This window comes from Pseudomonas sp. GW821-FHT07G06 (assembly GCF_058986625.1).
Genome location: NZ_JBYSVW010000015.1, coordinates 134440 through 151915, shown reverse-complemented (window position 1 = coordinate 151915; position 17476 = coordinate 134440). Strand labels below are relative to the sequence as shown.

At 61.3% G+C, this 17476-nt stretch carries 17 protein-coding genes; 12 read left to right on the top strand and 5 right to left on the bottom strand.

Annotated features, from left to right (window positions below; genetic code table 11):
- Positions 1–28 precede the first annotated feature (28 nt).
- The 8 genes from AC3WJW_RS22870 (at position 29) to ppnP (ending at position 9347) form a co-directional block, all read left to right on the top strand.
- The gene (locus tag AC3WJW_RS22870; RefSeq protein ID WP_493727488.1) at positions 29–1831 is read left to right on the top strand and encodes an acyclic terpene utilization AtuA family protein; all 1803 of its coding nucleotides are present in this window, start codon (positions 29–31) and stop codon (positions 1829–1831) included.
- A gap of 12 nt (positions 1832–1843) precedes the next feature.
- Positions 1844–2713 carry an SDR family oxidoreductase gene (locus AC3WJW_RS22865; protein ID WP_493727487.1) on the top strand — a complete coding sequence of 290 codons (870 nt, stop codon included), beginning with the start codon at positions 1844–1846 and terminating at the stop codon, positions 2711–2713.
- Between the two features lie 3 nt (positions 2714–2716).
- Positions 2717–4333, top strand: a complete 1617-nt coding sequence (gene atuC / locus AC3WJW_RS22860) for a geranyl-CoA carboxylase subunit beta (protein WP_493727486.1) — start codon at positions 2717–2719, stop codon at positions 4331–4333.
- A gap of 24 nt (positions 4334–4357) precedes the next feature.
- Positions 4358–5515, top strand: coding sequence for a citronellyl-CoA dehydrogenase (atuD, locus tag AC3WJW_RS22855; protein ID WP_095968084.1), 1158 nt, complete (start codon positions 4358–4360; stop codon positions 5513–5515).
- On the top strand, positions 5512–6309 hold the full coding sequence (locus AC3WJW_RS22850) for an enoyl-CoA hydratase/isomerase family protein (protein WP_493727485.1): 798 nt from the start codon (positions 5512–5514) through the stop codon (positions 6307–6309). Before atuD ends, AC3WJW_RS22850 begins: the two co-directional genes overlap by 4 nt.
- 109 nt (positions 6310–6418) lie before the next feature.
- Entirely contained in the window at positions 6419–8380 is a 1962-nt protein-coding gene (locus AC3WJW_RS22845; RefSeq protein ID WP_493727484.1) for an acetyl/propionyl/methylcrotonyl-CoA carboxylase subunit alpha, read from the top strand.
- Positions 8381–8450: 70 nt separating this feature from the next.
- Complete coding sequence (locus AC3WJW_RS22840; protein ID WP_223446357.1) at positions 8451–8993, top strand: 3'-5' exonuclease; 543 nt, start codon at positions 8451–8453, stop codon at positions 8991–8993.
- A gap of 69 nt (positions 8994–9062) precedes the next feature.
- Entirely contained in the window at positions 9063–9347 is a 285-nt protein-coding gene (gene ppnP, locus AC3WJW_RS22835) for a pyrimidine/purine nucleoside phosphorylase (RefSeq protein ID WP_007940055.1), read from the top strand.
- A gap of 84 nt (positions 9348–9431) precedes the next feature.
- Here the strand turns inward: ppnP and AC3WJW_RS22830 are convergent, their stop codons facing one another.
- Positions 9432–10238 carry an MOSC domain-containing protein gene (locus tag AC3WJW_RS22830; RefSeq protein ID WP_493727483.1) on the bottom strand — a complete coding sequence of 269 codons (807 nt, stop codon included), beginning with the start codon at positions 10236–10238 and terminating at the stop codon, positions 9432–9434.
- Positions 10239–10428: 190 nt separating this feature from the next.
- Complete coding sequence (locus AC3WJW_RS22825; protein WP_007973464.1) at positions 10429–11364, bottom strand: chemotaxis protein CheV; 936 nt, start codon at positions 11362–11364, stop codon at positions 10429–10431.
- 461 nt (positions 11365–11825) lie between these two features.
- Between AC3WJW_RS22825 and AC3WJW_RS22820 the strand changes: the two genes are divergently transcribed.
- The 3 genes from AC3WJW_RS22820 (at position 11826) to AC3WJW_RS22810 (ending at position 14291) form a co-directional block, all read left to right on the top strand.
- Entirely contained in the window at positions 11826–12296 is a 471-nt protein-coding gene (locus tag AC3WJW_RS22820) for a hypothetical protein (RefSeq protein WP_493727482.1), read from the top strand.
- Between the two features lie 445 nt (positions 12297–12741).
- Complete coding sequence (locus AC3WJW_RS22815) at positions 12742–13635, top strand: sensor histidine kinase (protein ID WP_493727518.1); 894 nt, start codon at positions 12742–12744, stop codon at positions 13633–13635.
- Positions 13632–14291: a response regulator gene (locus AC3WJW_RS22810; protein WP_102700825.1), complete on the top strand. Its 660-nt coding sequence runs from the start codon at positions 13632–13634 to the stop codon at positions 14289–14291. Before AC3WJW_RS22815 ends, AC3WJW_RS22810 begins: the two co-directional genes overlap by 4 nt.
- Here the strand turns inward: AC3WJW_RS22810 and yegS are convergent.
- The gene (gene yegS, locus AC3WJW_RS22805) at positions 14275–15192 is read right to left on the bottom strand and encodes a lipid kinase YegS (RefSeq protein ID WP_493727481.1); all 918 of its coding nucleotides are present in this window, start codon (positions 15190–15192) and stop codon (positions 14275–14277) included. The two genes, AC3WJW_RS22810 and yegS, sit on opposite strands and share 17 nt — an antisense overlap.
- A gap of 207 nt (positions 15193–15399) precedes the next feature.
- On the opposite strand from yegS, the gene AC3WJW_RS22800 reads away from it, so the two are divergent.
- A complete protein-coding gene (locus AC3WJW_RS22800; protein WP_493727480.1) occupies positions 15400–15654 on the top strand; it encodes a hypothetical protein in 255 nt (84 codons plus the stop codon).
- A gap of 65 nt (positions 15655–15719) precedes the next feature.
- Here the strand turns inward: AC3WJW_RS22800 and AC3WJW_RS22795 are convergent, their stop codons facing one another.
- Together AC3WJW_RS22795 and moaB are read right to left on the bottom strand one after the other, a co-directional pair.
- Positions 15720–16946 carry a molybdopterin molybdotransferase MoeA gene (locus tag AC3WJW_RS22795; protein WP_493727479.1) on the bottom strand — a complete coding sequence of 409 codons (1227 nt, stop codon included), beginning with the start codon at positions 16944–16946 and terminating at the stop codon, positions 15720–15722.
- The gene (moaB, locus tag AC3WJW_RS22790) at positions 16930–17469 is read right to left on the bottom strand and encodes a molybdenum cofactor biosynthesis protein B (protein ID WP_007973474.1); all 540 of its coding nucleotides are present in this window, start codon (positions 17467–17469) and stop codon (positions 16930–16932) included. Before moaB ends, AC3WJW_RS22795 begins: the two co-directional genes overlap by 17 nt.
- Positions 17470–17476: the final 7 nt, after the last annotated feature.

The window sequence follows — 17476 nt, the reverse complement described above, 5'->3', positions numbered from 1 at the left end:
TGTCGACGCACTTGGGTTGGAGGTGGCTATGGAACGGACTGCGCCAAAATCAATTCGCATCGGTTGCGCCAGCGCGTTCTGGGGCGATACCTCGACCGCTGCCGCACAACTCGTGGAACACGGGCATCTGGACTATCTGGTCTTCGATTACCTGGCCGAGATCACGCTGTCGATCATGGCCGGCGCACGGATGAAAGATCCCCAGGCCGGGTATGCGGGTGACTTCATCGAAGTGCTCGCGCCCTTGTTGCCGCAGCTCGCGCAGCACAACATCCGGGTCATCAGCAATGCCGGCGGGGTCAATCCCCAAGCCTGCGCCGCCGCCCTGCAAGCGGCCTGCGACAAGGCCGGCGTGGCGCTGAAGATCGCCGTGCTGCTGGGTGACGACCTGCAACCGCAACTCAAACAGCTGGGCAGCCAAGGCATTCATGAAATGTTCAGCGGTGCGCCCCTGCCATCGAGGTGCGTCTCGACCAATGCCTACCTCGGCGCACCCGGTATCGTCGAAGCCCTGCGCCTGGGCGCGGACATCGTGATCACCGGGCGCGTGGTCGACAGTGCCGTGGTCAGCGCTGCGCTGGTGCATGAATTCGGCTGGTCGTGGCACGACTACGACAAGCTCGCCCAGGCCGCATTGGCCGGGCACATCATCGAATGCGGCGCCCAGTGCACCGGTGGCAACTTCACCGATTGGCGCGACGTGCCCGACTACGAACACATCGGTTTTCCCATCGTCGATGTCAGCGCCGACAGCCAGTTCATCGTCAGCAAACCGCAAGGTACCGGCGGGCTGGTCACGCCGCTGACGGTGGGTGAACAGATGCTGTATGAAATCGGTGACCCGCGCGCGTATCTGCTGCCCGACGTGGTGTGCGACTTCACTCAGGTCAAACTGCTGCAACAAGGCAAGAACGCGGTGCAGGTGCACGGCGCCAAAGGCCTGCCGCCGACGGCTCAATACAAGGTCAGCGCCACGTATCCCGATGGTTTTCGCTGTACCGCCAGTTGCCTGATTGCCGGCATCGATGCCGTCGACAAGGCGCGACGGGTCAGCGCGGCGATCATCGACAAGACCTCGGAAATGTTCAGCCAGCGCGGCTGGGCGCCGTACAGCGAGGTGAATATCGAGTTGCTGGGCAGCGAGGCCACCTACGGCCCCCACGGCCAGCGGCAGGACAGTCGCGAAGTGGTGATCAAACTCGCCGTGCGCCATCCGGACAAGCAGGCCTTGATCGTGTTTTCCCGGGAGATTGCCCAGGCCGCCACCGGCATGGCGCCAGGGCTGACCGGCATTGTCGGTGGCCGGCCGACGGTGTATCCGCTGATCCGACTGTTCTCGTTCCTCATCGACAAAACCGCCTGCACGCTGGACATTGATTTCATGGGCCGGCGCCACCCGTGTGCCCTGCCCGCCCTCGATACGCTCGACCCGCTGGACCTGCCAGTCCCGCTCGCTGCGCCGAAGCCGACCGGCCAGGCCGACGCCAGCGTGGCCCTGGTCAAGCTGGCGGTCGCCCGCTCTGGCGACAAGGGCAACCACAGCAACATCGGCGTCATGGCCCGCGATCCCGAATTCCTGCCATGGATCGCCGAAGCCCTGACCCCGGAGGTGATCGTCGACTGGATGGGCCACGTCCTCGATCCCATCCACGGGCGGGTCGAACGCTGGTACTTGCCCGCCAGCCACAGCCTGAATTTCCTGCTGGAAAACGCCCTCGGCGGCGGCGGTGTCGCCAGCCTGCGCATCGACCCGCAAGGCAAGGCTTTCGCCCAGCAACTGCTGGAAATCCAGATCCCGGTGCCGCAGCGCATCGCCGACCAGTTCAACTAGAGGATTGCCGCCATGGCCTACGATTCGATTTTCAAAGCCGATTTGTTTGCCGGCCAAAACATCATCGTCACCGGTGGCGGCAGTGGCATCGGCCGCTGCACCGCCCACGAACTGGCGGCCCTCGGCGCCCATGTGTTGCTGGTCGGGCGCAAGGCCGACAAGCTCAAAACCGTTGCGGCCGAGATCGCCGAAGACGGCGGCAAGGCCGACTGGGCCGTTTGCGATATCCGCGAGGAGGAATCGGTGCAGCACCTGGTCAGCGAACTGATCCGCAAGCATGGCCCCATTCATGGCCTGGTCAACAACGCCGGCGGTCAGTACCCGTCGCCGTTGTCCTCGATCAACCAGAAGGGTTTCGAAACCGTGATGCGCACCAATCTGGTGGGCGGCTTCCTGATGGCCCGGGAAGTGTTCAACCAGTCCATGAGCCAGCACGGCGGCGCCATCGTCAACATGCTTGCCGACATGTGGGGCGGTATGCCCGGCATGGGCCACTCCGGCGCGGCACGTTCGGGCATGGACAACCTGACCAAGACCGCCGCGTACGAATGGGGTCATGCCGGCGTGCGGGTCAATGCCGTGGCGCCAGGCTGGGTTGCCTCCAGCGGCATGGACACCTACGAAGGCGCATTCAAGGCCGTGATCCCGACCCTGCGCGAACACGTACCGCTCAAGCGCATCGGCACCGAATCGGAAGTCAGCGCGGCGATCGTTTTCCTGCTCAGTCCGGCTGCGGCGTTCGTCAGCGGCAGCACCCTACGCATCGACGGCGCCGCCAGCCTCGGCGGGCGCGCCTGGCCGATCCACAAGGCGACCAACAGCGAGTCGTACAACGGTTTCCACCGCGCCTACATACCCGACGTGTTGAAGGACAAGGAATAACCCATGCCGGTGATTCAGTCGCAACTCGATCCCCACAGCGAGCCGTTCGCCCAGAACCGTACGGCGATGCTGAGCGCCATCGAACAAGTCCGCGTGCTCGAACAGAACCTGCTGGACAAGGCCGCCGAAGCCAAACCCAGGTTTGAAAAACGCGGTCAGTTGTTGCCCCGCGAGCGCCTCAATCTGCTGCTCGACCCCGGCGCGCCGTTTCTCGAACTGGCGAGTCTGGCCGGCTACAAGCTGCACGACGACAAGGACGGCAGCTCTGCCGGTGGCGGCTTGATCGCCGGCATCGGCTATGTGTCTGGCGTGCGCGTGCTGGTGGTGGCGAACAACAGCGCGATCAGGGGCGGGACCATCTCCCCCACCGGCTTGAAGAAATCCCTGCGCCTGCAACAGATCGCCATGGAAAACAAACTGCCGGTGATCACTCTCGCCGAAAGCGGCGGCGCCAACCTCAATTACGCGGCGGAGATTTTCGTCGAAGGCGCGCGCAGCTTTGCCAATCAGGCGCGGATGTCGGCCATGGGTTTGCCGCAGGTGACTGTGGTGCACGGATCGGCCACGGCGGGCGGCGCCTATCAGCCGGGTTTGTCGGATTACGTGGTGGTGGTGCGCGGCAAGGCCAAGCTGTTTCTGGCTGGCCCGCCATTGCTCAAGGCCGCCACCGGCGAAGTCGCGACCGATGAAGAACTGGGCGGCGCCGAGATGCACGCACAAATCGCCGGCACCGCCGAATACCTGGCTGAAAACGACGCCGACGGTGTGCGCCAGGTACGCGAGATCGTCAGCCTGCTGCCGTGGAACGAGCAGTTGCCCCAACCGCCCGAACGACGTTGGCAGGAGCCGCTGTACCCTATCGACGAACTGCTCGGCCTGATCCCGGATGACCCGAAAAAACCCTACGACGTACGCGAAATCATCGCCAGGATTGCCGACGCTTCGAACTTTCTTGAGTTCAAGGGCGAGTTCGATCAGCAGACCGTCTGCGGTCACCTGAAAGTTCAGGGTCGCGCCTGTGGCTTCATCGGCAACAACGGCCCGATCACGCCCAAGGGCGCGAGCAAGGCTGCGCAATTCATTCAGTTGTGCGACCAGAGTCAGACGCCGTTGCTGTTTTTCCACAACACCACCGGGTTCATGGTCGGCACCGAATCCGAACAGCAGGGCGTGATCAAGCATGGCGCGAAGATGATTCAAGCGGTGGCCAACGCCCGGGTGCCGAAGCTGACCATCGTCGTTGGTGGCTCCTACGGTGCCGGCAACTATGCAATGTGCGGGCGCGGCCTCGACCCCCGTTTCATCTTCGCCTGGCCCAACAGCCGCACCGCGGTGATGGGCGGCGCGCAAGCGGGCAAGGTGCTGCGCATCGTCACCGAGGCCAAACAGGCCAAGGACGGCCTGGTGCCCGATCCGAAAATGCTCGACATGCTCGAACAGGTCACCGCGCAGAAACTCGACAGCCAGTCCACGGCGCTCTACGGCAGTGCCAATCTGTGGGACGACGGTTTGATCGACCCGCGCGATACCCGGACCTTGCTCGGTTACTTGCTGGACATTTGTCACGAGGCCGAGGTGCGGCCATTGCAAGCCAACAGTTTTGGCGTAGCCCGGCTCTAGGCCGGCTCAAGGAGAACAATAAAAATGATCTTCACCCAGGAACACGAAGCACTGCGCCGCACCGTGCGCCAATTCGTCGAGCACGAGATCAACCCGCACGTCGAGGAATGGGAAAAGGCCGGGCGCTTCCCCATCCACGACATCTTCCGCAAGGCCGGTGATCTCGGCTTGCTGGGGATATCCAAACCGGAAAAATTCGGCGGCATGGGGCTCGACTACAGCTATTCGATCGTCGCTGCCGAAGAATTCGGCACCATTCATTGCGGTGGCATCCCGATGTCCATCGGCGTGCAGACCGACATGTGCACGCCGGCACTGGCCCGCTTCGGCTCCGATGAGCTGCGCGAGGAATTCCTGCGCCCGGCCATCAGCGGCGAGCAGGTCGGCTGCATCGGTGTTTCCGAAGTCGGTGCCGGTTCCGACGTGGCCGGATTGAAAACCACTGCGCGCAAGGACGGCGACGATTACGTGATCAACGGCAGCAAGATGTGGATCACCAACTCGCCGAGCGCTGACTTCATCTGCCTGCTGGCCAATACGTCGGACGACAAGCCGCACATCAACAAGTCGCTGATCATGGTGCCGATGAATACGCCGGGCATCAGCTTGAGTTCGCACCTGGACAAGCTCGGCATGCGCAGTTCGGAAACCGCCCAGGTGTTTTTCGACAACGTGCGCGTGCCGCAGCGCAACCGCATCGGCCATGAGGGCGCGGGGTTCATGATGCAGATGCTGCAGTTCCAGGAAGAGCGCCTGTTCGGCGCGGCCAACATGATCAAGGGCCTGGAATATTGCGTCGACAGCACCATCGAATACTGCAAGGAACGCAAAACCTTCGGCAATGCGCTGATCGACAATCAGGTCATCCACTTCCGTCTCGCTGAGCTGCAAACCGAAATCGAATGCCTGCGGGCACTGGTCTATCAGGCCACCGAGCAATACGTCAAAGGCCAGGACGTCACGCGCCTGGCTTCGATGGCCAAGCTCAAGGCCGGGCGGCTGGGCCGCGAAGTCAGCGACAGCTGCCTGCAGTATTGGGGTGGCATGGGCTTCATGTGGGACAACCCGGTGGCCCGCGCCTACCGCGATGTGCGGCTGGTGTCGATTGGCGGCGGCGCCGACGAAATCATGCTGGGGATCATCTGCAAGTTAATGGGCATCCTGCCGGGGAAAAGGAAATGAACAACCTACCGGTTTGCCAGACCTTGCTGCTGGAACTGCACAACGGCGTGTTGCACGTCACCCTCAACCGTCCGGAATGCCGCAATGCGATGAGCTTGCAGATGGTCACCGAGTTGCGCTCGGTGCTGGCGGCGGTACGCGATAAACCAGGGGTTCGCGCACTGGTGATCGGTGGTGTCGGCGGGCACTTCTGTGCTGGCGGCGACATCAAGGACATGGCCAACGCCCGCGCTCAGGGCCCCACTGCGCACCGGGACCTGAACCGGGTGTTCGGCGCACTGCTGCAAGAGGTGCAACACGCACCGCAAGTGGTGATCACGGTGCTGCAAGGCGCGGTACTCGGCGGTGGACTCGGCCTGGCCTGCGTCAGCGATATCGCCCTGGCAGATCACCAGGCGCAATTCGGCCTGCCGGAAACCAGCCTGGGACTGTTGCCGGCGCAGATCGCACCGTTCGTGGTGCAACGCATCGGCTTGACCCAAGCCCGGCGCCTGGCCCTGACTGCGGCCCGGTTTGATGGCCACCAGGCACGGCGCATGGGGCTGGTGCATTTTGTCGAGCATGATCCGCAGGCCCTGGCCGAGCGTCTCGATGAGGTGTTGGCCCATGTCTTGTGTTGTGCGCCGGGGGCGAATGCGGCGACCAAGAAACTCCTGCTGGCGAGTGCCGGACAACCGTCGGATGCCCTGCTGGATCAAGCTGCCGAATGGTTCAGCGAAGCGGTGACCGGGGCAGAAGGCGTCGAGGGAACGATGGCCTTCGTGCAAAAACGCAAACCGGGCTGGGCCATTTAAAAGCTTCGCGAGCAGGCTCGCTCCCACATTTGAAATGCATTCCCCTGTGGGAGCGAGCCTGCTCGCGATGAGGCCATCACATTCACCGATAAACCCAAGGGAACAGCCCATGCCCGGACTCAAGAAAATCCTCATCGCCAACCGCGGTGAAATCGCCTGCCGCATCCAGCGCACGGCCCAGGCGCTGGGCTATCGCACGGTCGCCGTGTTCAGCGACGCGGACGCCGATGCATTGCACGTGCAGATGGCCGACGAGGCGGTCAACATCGGTCCGGCCGCGGTGCAACAGTCTTATTTGAACATCCCGGCCATTCTCGACGCCGCCCGGCGCACGGGGGCGGATGCGATCCATCCGGGCTACGGTTTCCTCTCGGAAAACGCCGGGTTTGCCCGCGCTTGCCAGGACGCCGGCATCACCTTCATCGGCCCCAGCCCCGAGGCCATCGAACTGATGGGCAGCAAGCGCCTGTCGAAGATCGCCATGATCGAAGCCGGCGTGCCCTGCATCGACGGTTATCAAGGTGCCGAACAGGACGACGCCACCCTGAGCCGCGAAGCCGAGCGCATCGGCTATCCGTTGATGATCAAGGCCAGCGCTGGCGGCGGTGGACGTGGCATGCGCCTGGTGCAAGAAGCCGGCAATCTGCTGGAACAGATTCGCACCGCGCGCTCCGAAGCTCTGAACGGGTTTGGCAGCGACGAACTGATTCTCGAACAGGCATTGATCGAACCCCGTCATGTCGAGGTTCAGCTGTTCGGTGACCGGCATGGCAACCTGATTTACCTCGGCGAGCGCGATTGTTCGGTGCAGCGTCGGCATCAGAAAGTCATCGAGGAAGCCCCCTGCCCGGTGATGCCCCCTGAACTGCGGCAGGCCATGGGCGAAGCAGCGCTCAAGGCCGGCCGGGCGGTGCATTACGTCGGCGCGGGCACCGTGGAGTTTCTGCTGGATGCCCGCGGGCAGTTCTATTTCCTGGAGATGAACACCCGACTGCAAGTCGAACACCCGGTGACCGAATTGATCACAGGGCTGGATCTGGTGGCCTGGCAATTGAACATCGCCGAAGGACAACCGCTGCCCTTGCGCCAGGAGCAGGTGCAACTCACGGGCCACGCCATGGAAGTGCGCCTGTATGCCGAAGACCCGGCCCAGGGTTTCCTGCCGCAAACCGGTCGCGTCGTGGCCTGGGAACCGGGATTGCAGGAGGACGTGCGGATCGACCATGGCCTGATCGAAGGTCAGCTCATCAGTCCCTTCTACGACCCGATGCTCGGCAAGCTCATCGCCCACGGCGCCACCCGCGAGGAGGCCCGGCGCAAATTGCTGCGGGCGGTACAGGACAGCGTACTGCTGGGGGTGCAAAGCAATCAGCGGTTGCTCGAAAGCCTGCTGGAGCACCCGCAGTTCGCCAGCGGTGACTTCAGTACCGGGTTCATCGCACAGCACTTTGCAGACCATGCCTGCCTGCAGTCCCATGCCCCGGGCGCGCAACACCTGGCTATCGCAACCGCCCTCTTCTACCAGGCTTCGGCACAGGCTCATCCCGCCCCGCTGGGTGGTTGGCGCAACAATGCCAGTGTGCCCCTGCACTATCGCATCGGCCTTGAGGATCAGGACTGGGTGGTGACGTTGCAGGCAATCCCGGGTGAACCATTGCGCATTCAGGTCGCCGAACGCTGCCTCGAGCTGAAGGTCCTCCACTGCGACGGACGCCGGGCCACCCTCGAAATCGATGGCATCCGCCAGCGCCACGCCTATCGCCTGGAGGCCGGGCAACTCTGGCTGTTTACCCGGCCGGGCAGCTTGCAGTTTGCCGATCGCACTCAGGCGCAGGTTTCCAGCCGGGCCAGTGTCAGTTCCGGCACCCTCAAGGCCCCGATGGACGGTGCGATTGTCGACGTCCTGGTCAATGAAGGCAGCCCGGTCATCAAGGGCCAGCTGCTGGTGGTACTGGAAGCGATGAAAATGGAGCACCCCTTGAAATCGGGCATCGACGGTGTCCTGAAACGCTTGCAGGTCAAAGTCGGGGATCAGGTGAAAAACCGGCAGATACTGTTGGAGGTCGAATAAGGCGCTAGGCGGAACCGCCGGGTTTGGCTACGCTCAAACCCTACAGGACGCGGATACCAGGAACCCTGCAATGCCTCACTGGCTGGTCATTGATCTGGAGGCCACCACCGATGAGGGTGGATGGCCCGTAACGGATATGGAAATCATTGAAATCGGTGCCACCCTGGTGGACCGCAAGGGACGTGAGCTGGACCAGTTCCAGCGCTTCGTCCGCCCCTTGCGGCGGCCGTTGCTGACGCCGTTTTGCCGCGAGCTGACGCACATCACCCAAGCCAACATCGATGCGGCGCAACCGCTGGGCGAAGTCTGGCCGGCGTTTGAACGCTGGCTCGGCCAACACCACACGCGACTTGAAGGCTGGGTCAGCTGGGGCGACTACGATCGCAAACAGCTGCTTCAGGAATGGCAGCGGCTCGGGCTCGCCAGTGTGCTGGCCAACGTGCCCCACATGAACCTCAAACAGCGCTTTGCCAAGGCCCGACGCCTGGAACGCCCGCTGGGGCTCAACGGCGCCCTGCAACTGGCCGGTCTGCAGTTCACCGGCCAGCAACACCGGGCGCTGGAAGATGCGCGCAATACCGCACGCCTGCTGCCACTGGTTCTTCCGCTTTAGACAGGTGACGCCACTCAGGGCCTTGTGCATACTGGCCGGCCCTTTTTAGCCCTTTTCGAGGAATCGCCCATGTTTAAAGTCAACGAGTACTTCGACGGCACCGTCAAGTCGATCGCCTTTGGCACCGCAGAAGGTCCAGCGACCATCGGCGTCATGGCTCCGGGCGAATACGAATTCGGCACCAGCCAGCGTGAAATCATGCACGTGGTCAGCGGCGCATTGACCGTCAAACTGCCAGACAGCAGCGACTGGGAAACCTTCGCCGCCGGTAGCCAGTTCAACGTGCCAGCCAACAGCAAGTTCCAGTTGAAAGTGGCCGTCGACACCGCTTACCTGTGTGAATACCGCGGCTAAACCGCAGGCTTTGCCGAAGTAAAGGTCAGCGCAATAAAAATGCCCGTGTTTTCCGACACGGGCATTTTTTTGTTCTGCGCAAAATTATTCGAGGATCTCCACCGGCATGCCGACTTCGAGTCGACCGTTGCCGTCGTTGACCAGGTTCTGGCCAAACATCGCGCCGTCCGCCTGCGAACGGTATTTCTGCAAGGTTGCCAGGGGTTCGCGGTCCTCGCTGCGCTCGCCGGTTTGCGGGTCGATGGTGGTCAGGATGCAGCGTGAGCAGGACTTGACCACGCGGAACTCGACATCGCCGATGCGGATACGCTTCCAGCCGTCCTCGGCGAAGGCTTCACTGCCTTCGATCACCAGGTTGGGCCGGAAACGCAGCATCTCCAACGGACGCCCGACCCGTTTCGACAAGTCCTCGAGGGAGGCCTGGCCAATCAGCAGCAGCGGATAGCCATCGGCGAAGGCCACCTGGTCGTCATCCTTGCCGTAGCCCGCCTCCGTCATCCGCGCCCGATCCAGCGGCACTTGCACCAGGCGTGTCGGTTTACCAATGAACTGGCTGACCCAGGCTCCGGCTTCATCGCCTGCATCGGGGACCCGCAAGGTATCGCGCCAGATCGTCACGCCACGCAGTTCTGCATCACGACCGGGCAAGGCTACCTCGATCGGCGAATGACCAGGCGCACTGAGGGTCAAGCCGCCTTCGGCATTCCACAACGCCGACAACTGGCTCATCTGCGCCACTGCACGCTGGGTCAGGAAACGACCGCTGGCTTCATCCACCAGCATCCAGCGGCGATCGCCGTCCAGACCGAGTTTATCCAGACCGGTCTGTTGCAGCGTCTCGCCCTTGGCGGACTTCAACGGATAACGATACAGCGCGCTCAGACGCAACATGGCCAGCTCCCTGTTAGGCAAAACGCCACCCTATACGAGCTTGATCACTGAATCAAAGACTGATAACCAAACACCGTAAACCCTGTGGGAGCGGGCTTGCTCGCGAAAGCGGAGTGTCAGTCGATCACTATGCCAACTGTCACTCCGCCTTCGCGAGCAAGCCCGCTCCCACAGGTTGTGCAGGCCCCGCTTATGCCGGTACTTCGTCAAGCATCAGGCGTTGACGTACCACGTCGACGAGTTTGTCCGGCTGGAATTTGGAGAGGAAATTGTCGCAGCCGACCTTTTTCACCATCGAATCGTTGAAGCTGCCGGACAAAGAGGTGTGCAGCACCACGTACAAGCCGCGCAGGCGCGGATCGTTGCGAATTTCGGTGGTCAGGCGATAGCCATCCATTTCCGGCATTTCCGCATCGGTGAAGACCATCAGCAGTTTTTCGGTCATGTCCACGCCGGTATCGGCCCAGGCCTTGAGCATGTTCAAGGCCTTCAATCCGTCGCTGGCGATGTGCATCTTCACGCCCAACTGTCCCAAGGTATCGCGCAATTGCGCCAGGGCCACGTTCGAGTCGTCCACCAGCAGCACCTCACGGCCACGGGCGCGTTCCAGTACCGGATCCTCGAGCTTGTCACGGGAAACCTTGGCGTTGTACGGAACGATCTCGGCCAGGACCTTTTCGACGTCGATGATTTCCACCAGTTGATCATCGACCTTGCTGATGGCGGTCAGGTAATGCTGGCGACCGGCACTGCTCGGTGGCGGCAGGATGGCTTCCCAGTTCATGTTGACGATCCGGTCCACGCCACCGACCAGGAAGGCCTGAACCGAACGGTTGTATTCGGTGACGATAATTGTGCTGCCAGGCCCCGGCACCAACGGACGCATGCCAATGGCCTGGGACAGGTCGATCACCGGCAGGGTCTGTCCGCGCAGGTTGACCACGCCGCAGACAAAAGGATGGCGCTGCGGCATCAGCGTCAACTTTGGCAGCTGCAGGACTTCCTGTACTTTAAAGACGTTGATCGCGAACAATTGCCGTCCGGCGAGCCGGAACATGAGAATTTCCAGGCGATTCTCACCCACCAGTTGCGTGCGTTGGTCTACCGTGTCGAGAATGCCGGCCATCAATGACTCCTGGTCTTGTTCGGATGAATTCACTTAGAGAAGGTTATCGGCTGTTTTTGCCGAAGCTTGACCCACTCTAAAATGCCACGCACGGGCATTGATGTCACATTAACATCATGCTTTACTGGCGCTGTGATTACATCTGCTGCACTTCTGCGCCGCGACCCCGATTCTTGCGAAAGGTTCCGCTGTGTAAGGGATTCCCCTATCAACAATCAGGTGCAACCTGATATTCGCAATATCCAATAGCCATTAATGTGACGCCATTCTCATTGCATGAACGGAGTCAGGCTTTTGTGTGCGATCGCTAGCCAGTGGCCAACCACCCACTCGTGTTCCCCAGCCTGCCTCCGGGCCAGCCGCCGTTCGTTCACCCGACGACTCGGCAATGCCGGGGTTCCGACCGCCCTCGTCGACACACACGATATCCCCTCATTTGACATGACGTTGTGGAGATAAGTATGCCGAACGACCGTAAAGAGTGGGCCCAGCAGCTCCCGGAGTTTCTCGTCGAGGCTGAAACACTCCTGGCTAAAACCGAGGAATGCTTGAGCCATCTGCAGTTGATCAGCAATGACAAGGATGCCATCGACTGCATGCTCAGCACGCTGCTCAAGCTGGCCAACAAGGCCGATACCCTGGCGTTGGCGGCCGTGTCTGAGTTTTCGCTGCATATTCATGGTTTGCTGAACCACGCACAGAACACCATGAGCCTGCACGACGAGGCGCTGAGCGCCCTGAAAGACTGCCTGACCCTGATTGCCTGGCAACTCGAACTCATCGACCAGACCACCGGGCAGCTCAGCCTCGACGACAGCGAGCAGGCCACCCTTATCGAAGCCTTTGCCTTTCAGGTCGGACAAAGCCGGTTTCAGCCACCGGTCAATGCCAGGCCGCTCACCCTCGTGCCCTATTCGGAACGACGGGCTTGAACTAATCCAACTATGCCTATGGTGTGGTTTGGTTATCAGTACCGCACTGTTTACTTGAGTGCGCATATGTCGCAAATGAATATTTCATAGCTATAAGCGACATCTTCAAAACAATCACTATTGCCCATCGGCAATTGCGCGCCAGTCTTGATCAGGTATTGCCTGGTATCAACAGCCCCCTCGGGGCTATCGGTATTTTGCGATGGCAACAACCAACTTGTTCCGTAAGGGAAGCATGGTCTAAACGACTGGATTCCTGACTTTTCGGACATGCATACGGACGCGACCAACGGTATCTTAAGTGCTACCATGCCGCCTGTTAGTTGACGCCAATTAATGGCTGTGTGATCGCAGCCGAACTCGTCGGCGCTCCACATAAAAACAGGGACCAGTCAGCCAGCATGACCGGTCGGCCCGCAGCGAACATCCATTGGCTCCATCCGCTATGTACGCCAGCCTCAAGTCAATCGCCAAGTGGCCACCCTCCCGGGAAAATGCTCGCAGATTCACGCTGTTGCTTTGCGCCTGCTCGACCCTCGGCAGTTTGCTGGTCCATGGCTTGTCCATTCCGCTGCCCCTGTCATTGCTGGTGCTCAACATTGCGGCGCTGACCAGTGTTGCCGTGCAGTACTGCCTTTCGCGCAAATCGATCAAATTCCAGCCTCAGGAGCTGGCCGACCGGTTGTTGCAGGTCCAGGAAAACGAGCGTCACCGACTGAGCCGTGAACTGCATGACGACATCGGTCAATTGCTGACTGCCGCAAAACTGCAAAGTGACTGGCTCAAACGCCGGATGCCCGAAGAGCTCCAGGGACAATGCACGGTCCTCTGCGACACGCTGGAAGAAACCCTGGCCAAAGTTCGTGACGTATCCGCCATTCTCAATCCCCGGCAGTTGACCAGCCTCGGGCTGGAAGCCAGTCTGCGGGCACACCTGCTCAAGACCCTGGCCAACACCCCGGTGCACTGGAGCCTGGAATGCCAGCAGCGCCTGACCGGCATACCGGAGGAAATGGCCGTGGCGGCTTTTCGCATTACCCAGGAAGCGGTCACCAACATCCTGCGACATGCCCAGGCCAAGAACCTGCTGGTATGCCTGCAGCGCCTGCCCCAAGGCCTGAGGTTGCAGATCAGCGATGATGGTCAGGGCTTCGCCCCCGCAACGGACCCAGGTCGCGAAGGGCAACGCGGTATGGCCGGGATGTCGGAACGGATCGATCAACTGGGCGGCACGCTGACCGTTACCAGCGAGCCGGGCAAAGGCACTCAAATCGAAGCTCTATTTCCCTGGGCGCCCCGTGCGCTCGAACGGGCCAGTTCGAATAAGGTTATGCATTGACTTGTAATTTACTACTGGTGGATGACCACTCGCTGATCAGGGCTGGCGTGCGCGCCCTGGTAATGGACCTGCCCGGCTACGCCGTCATCGGTGAGGCCAATGACGGCTCGCAGTTGCTCGAAATGGTCGGGCATCTGTCCCCGGATATTGTCCTGCTGGATATTTCGATGCGCCAGACCGGCGGCCTCGAAGCCTTGCAACAGCTCAAGCGGGTGCGCCCGCAGAGCAAGGTCCTGATCCTGTCGATGCACACCGACCCGGCCCTCATCATGCAGGCCCTGGAGTCCGGCGCCCATGGCTACCTGCTCAAGGACACCACGGCGACCGAACTCGAGCACGCGCTGGACGCCTTGCGCAACAACGAGCGCTATCTGAGCCCGGCCATTGCCCACACGGTGATCACCCAGGCCCTGAGCCGGAATCAGAAGCACCAGCCCGAACCTGCCGACTCGCACAACCTGACGGCACGCCAGCTGGAAATCCTGCGGTTGATCGTTCGCGGCAAATCCACCCGAGAGATCGCCAACGGCCTGGGGTTGAGCGTCAAGACCGTCGAAACCCACCGTTCGCAGATCATGAAGCGTTTGCAGATCTACGATGTGGCCGGCCTGGTGCTGTTCGCCGTGCGTGAACAAATCATCAGCCTTGATGACTAGCCACTTCACTGGCCCGTAGCAGCGGCGAATCTTCAGGCAAATGCACGAGCAACGCCGCCGGGCGGACCGAGAAACGCAGGTTGTCCCCGACCAGCGGTTCACCATCGAGGTTGATGCAGAGCCCTTCCGAGACCTTGATCTCGACCCAGGGCAGGCGCACCCGGACAAACATGCTGTCGATGCCAAAACCTTCGGTCAGCAGGTTTTTCAAGGTACCGACCACCTCCTGCGGTGCCGGCAGGATACTGATGTCCAGCAAACCATCATCGACCAGGGCCTGTGGGCACAATTCCCGCCCACCGCCGGCCTGCCGGCCATTGCCGATGCCCAGCGCCAGCAGATCGCCGCTCCAGTGGAAATCCGGACCCTGCAATTCACCGTAGGCGGTATGCAGCTCATTGAAGCGTGACAGGCCGGTGAACAGGTACGCAGCACCGCCGAGGATTTTCTTCAACTCCTCCGGGGTGTTCGCCGTGACATGACTGCCAAACCCACCGGTCGCCATGTTCAGGAATATCTGCCCGTCGACCTCCCCCAGATCAATGGCGGTCGGCACGGCATCCAGCAGCGCCAGCGCCTGATCAGGCTGCAGGGGCACGCCCGCCGCACGCGCAAAATCGTTGGCAGTTCCCAGCGGCATCAGTACCAGGCTGGCTTTTTTCGAGTGCTCCGCCATGGCCTCGGCGATATCGCGCAAAGTGCCATCACCGCCACCGGCAATGATCTGCCGATAACCGGCCGCCAACGCTTCGTCCACCAGTCTCTGTGCATCGCCAGCTTCCCAGGTCAATCGAACAGCAAGCTCCCAACCTTGCTCACGCCGGCTTTCGACGGCGGCACGAACCGCCTCGTTGAGTGCCTGTTTGCCATGCAGAATCAACAGTGCCTTGCGATCGCTCATTACTTCACTCCCGGGTTGAATGGCATCTGGGAGATGTTGACCGCGCAGGCGCCGTTAAAGGTCGCCAGAAAACCAATTATTTCCAGTCAGGCAACTTGATCCCCCACGGCAGGACTTTTCTTACAAAACGTGAGGAATCTGCTCAATTGACCGGAAATCCGAATTGGTAGACCTTGGGGCTTCAGCAGGACCCCACAGGGACGTGCCATGCAAGGCCAAAACCCTGGATTACCGGCCAGCACAAAAGCCACGGGAGAAAATGATATGGAACCTCGCGTCACCGAGCTGGAAACACACCTCAAGCACATACGCAGGGACCTGGACGACATCCGCGGTGACGTCAAATCCATCAAGCACAGGCTTGCCTACTCCGCCTGCGGAACGGTCGTGATCCTCGGTCTCCTTGGCTGGATCGCCAATAGCCGCTTCGAGCAGGTCATTTCATTGTTCCTGGCACATTGAATGGCCATTAACCAGAAACCCGGTTCAATCAACCGGGTTTCTGGTTGGCCAATCCGCCGAAGCGGTCAGCCCAGGACTTCGCTCAACGGAATGAAGAAAACGCTATCGCCCTGAACCAGCGTGCGACCTTCCAGGACTTCTACCAGCCCATCAGCCCAGGCAGCGCTGCGCAGTACGCCGGAGCTCTGGTTTTTGTAGATCGTCGCCCTGCCGTTTTCCAGCCGTCCACGCAAATATTCCCGCCGATTGCCAGGTTGGGGCCAGTCAAACCCCGCCGGTACCTGCACCTTCAGCGGCTCGATTTCCCTTACACCCTGACGACGCAGGAGGTAGGGCCTGGTCAACAAGGCAAAGGTCACGAGGGTCGATGCCGGATTGCCCGGCAAGCCGATCACGGGTACACCGCGGAAATGCCCGAACGTCAGTGGTTTACCAGGCTTGATGGCGAGTTTCCACAGCGTCAGTTCGCCCTCTTCGCGCAAGGCGATACCCAGAAAATCGGCTTCTCCCACCGATACGCCACCGGTCGAGAGGATCAGGTCGACATCCTTCAACTCACCCAATCGGGAACGAGTGGTTTGCAGATCGTCCGGAAGAATGCCCGCGTCGACGACCTCACAGCCCAGACGCTGCAACCAGCTGCACAACAACACACGGTTGCTGTTGTAGATCTGTCCCGGCCCCAGCGCCTGGCCCGGTTCAATCAATTCGTCGCCGGTCGACAGCACCGCCACACGCACCTTGCGAACGACCTCCAGCTCGGCGCAGCCCAATGAGGCAGCCAATCCTTGCTCGATCGGCCCCAGCGGCGTGCCTGCCGGCAGAATCAACTCGCCGACGGTCGCTTCCTGGCCTTGCGGACGGATGTTCTGGCCCTCGGTCAAGGCTTGCGTGAAACGCACTCGCTCATCCGCCTGGACCTCGGCGTTTTCCTGCATCTCGACGCAATCGGCACCGGCGGGTACAGGCGCGCCGGTGAAAATGCGCGCACAGGTTCCAGGCTGCAACGGATCGGGGGCCTGGCCGGCAAACACCTTCTGGCTGACCACCAACGGCTCTCCCGTCCAGTCAGCCATGCGCAAGGCATACCCATCCATGGCACTGTTGGGCCAGGGCGGCAGATCAAGGGTCGACAGCAGGTCTTCAGCCAGTACACGCCCCTGCACCTGCGCCAACGGCAAACGTTCACGCTCGACGATCCTCGAGGCCTCGGCCATTTCCAGCAAGCGGGCCAACGCCTCCTCGACAGGCATCAAGCTGCCGGTCTTGCCCGGCTTACCCACGGGATTCACAAGGCGCGGCCTGTTTCAGGTGGGGCACGAAATTGCACGGGCGATGCCGCGAATCCAGCTGTTCGGCCAGAATGCCGTCCCAACCGGTGCGCACGGCATTGGTCGAACCCGGCAAACAGCAAACCAGCGTGCCATTGGCCAGACCGGCCAACGTCCGGGACTGGACGGTCGAGGTGCCGATATCGGCAACCGAGATCTGGCGGAACAGCTCACCGAATCCATCGACCTGCTTGTCCAGCAGGCAGCTGACGGCTTCCGGTGTGCTGTCACGCCCGGTAAAACCGGTTCCGCCGGTGATCAGCACCACCTGCACGACATCGTCGGCAATCCAGTTGGCGACTTGCGCACGAATTTTGTAGAGGTCATCTTTGAGCAACACCCGGGCTGCCAGGTAATGACCGGCAGCGGTCAAGCGGTCGACAAAGAGCTGGCCCGAGGTGTCGGTGTCCAGCGTGCGGGTATCGCTGACAGTCAGCACTGCAATGTTCAGCGGTGCGAAAGGTACATCAGCCTTGGCTTTCATAGGCTCG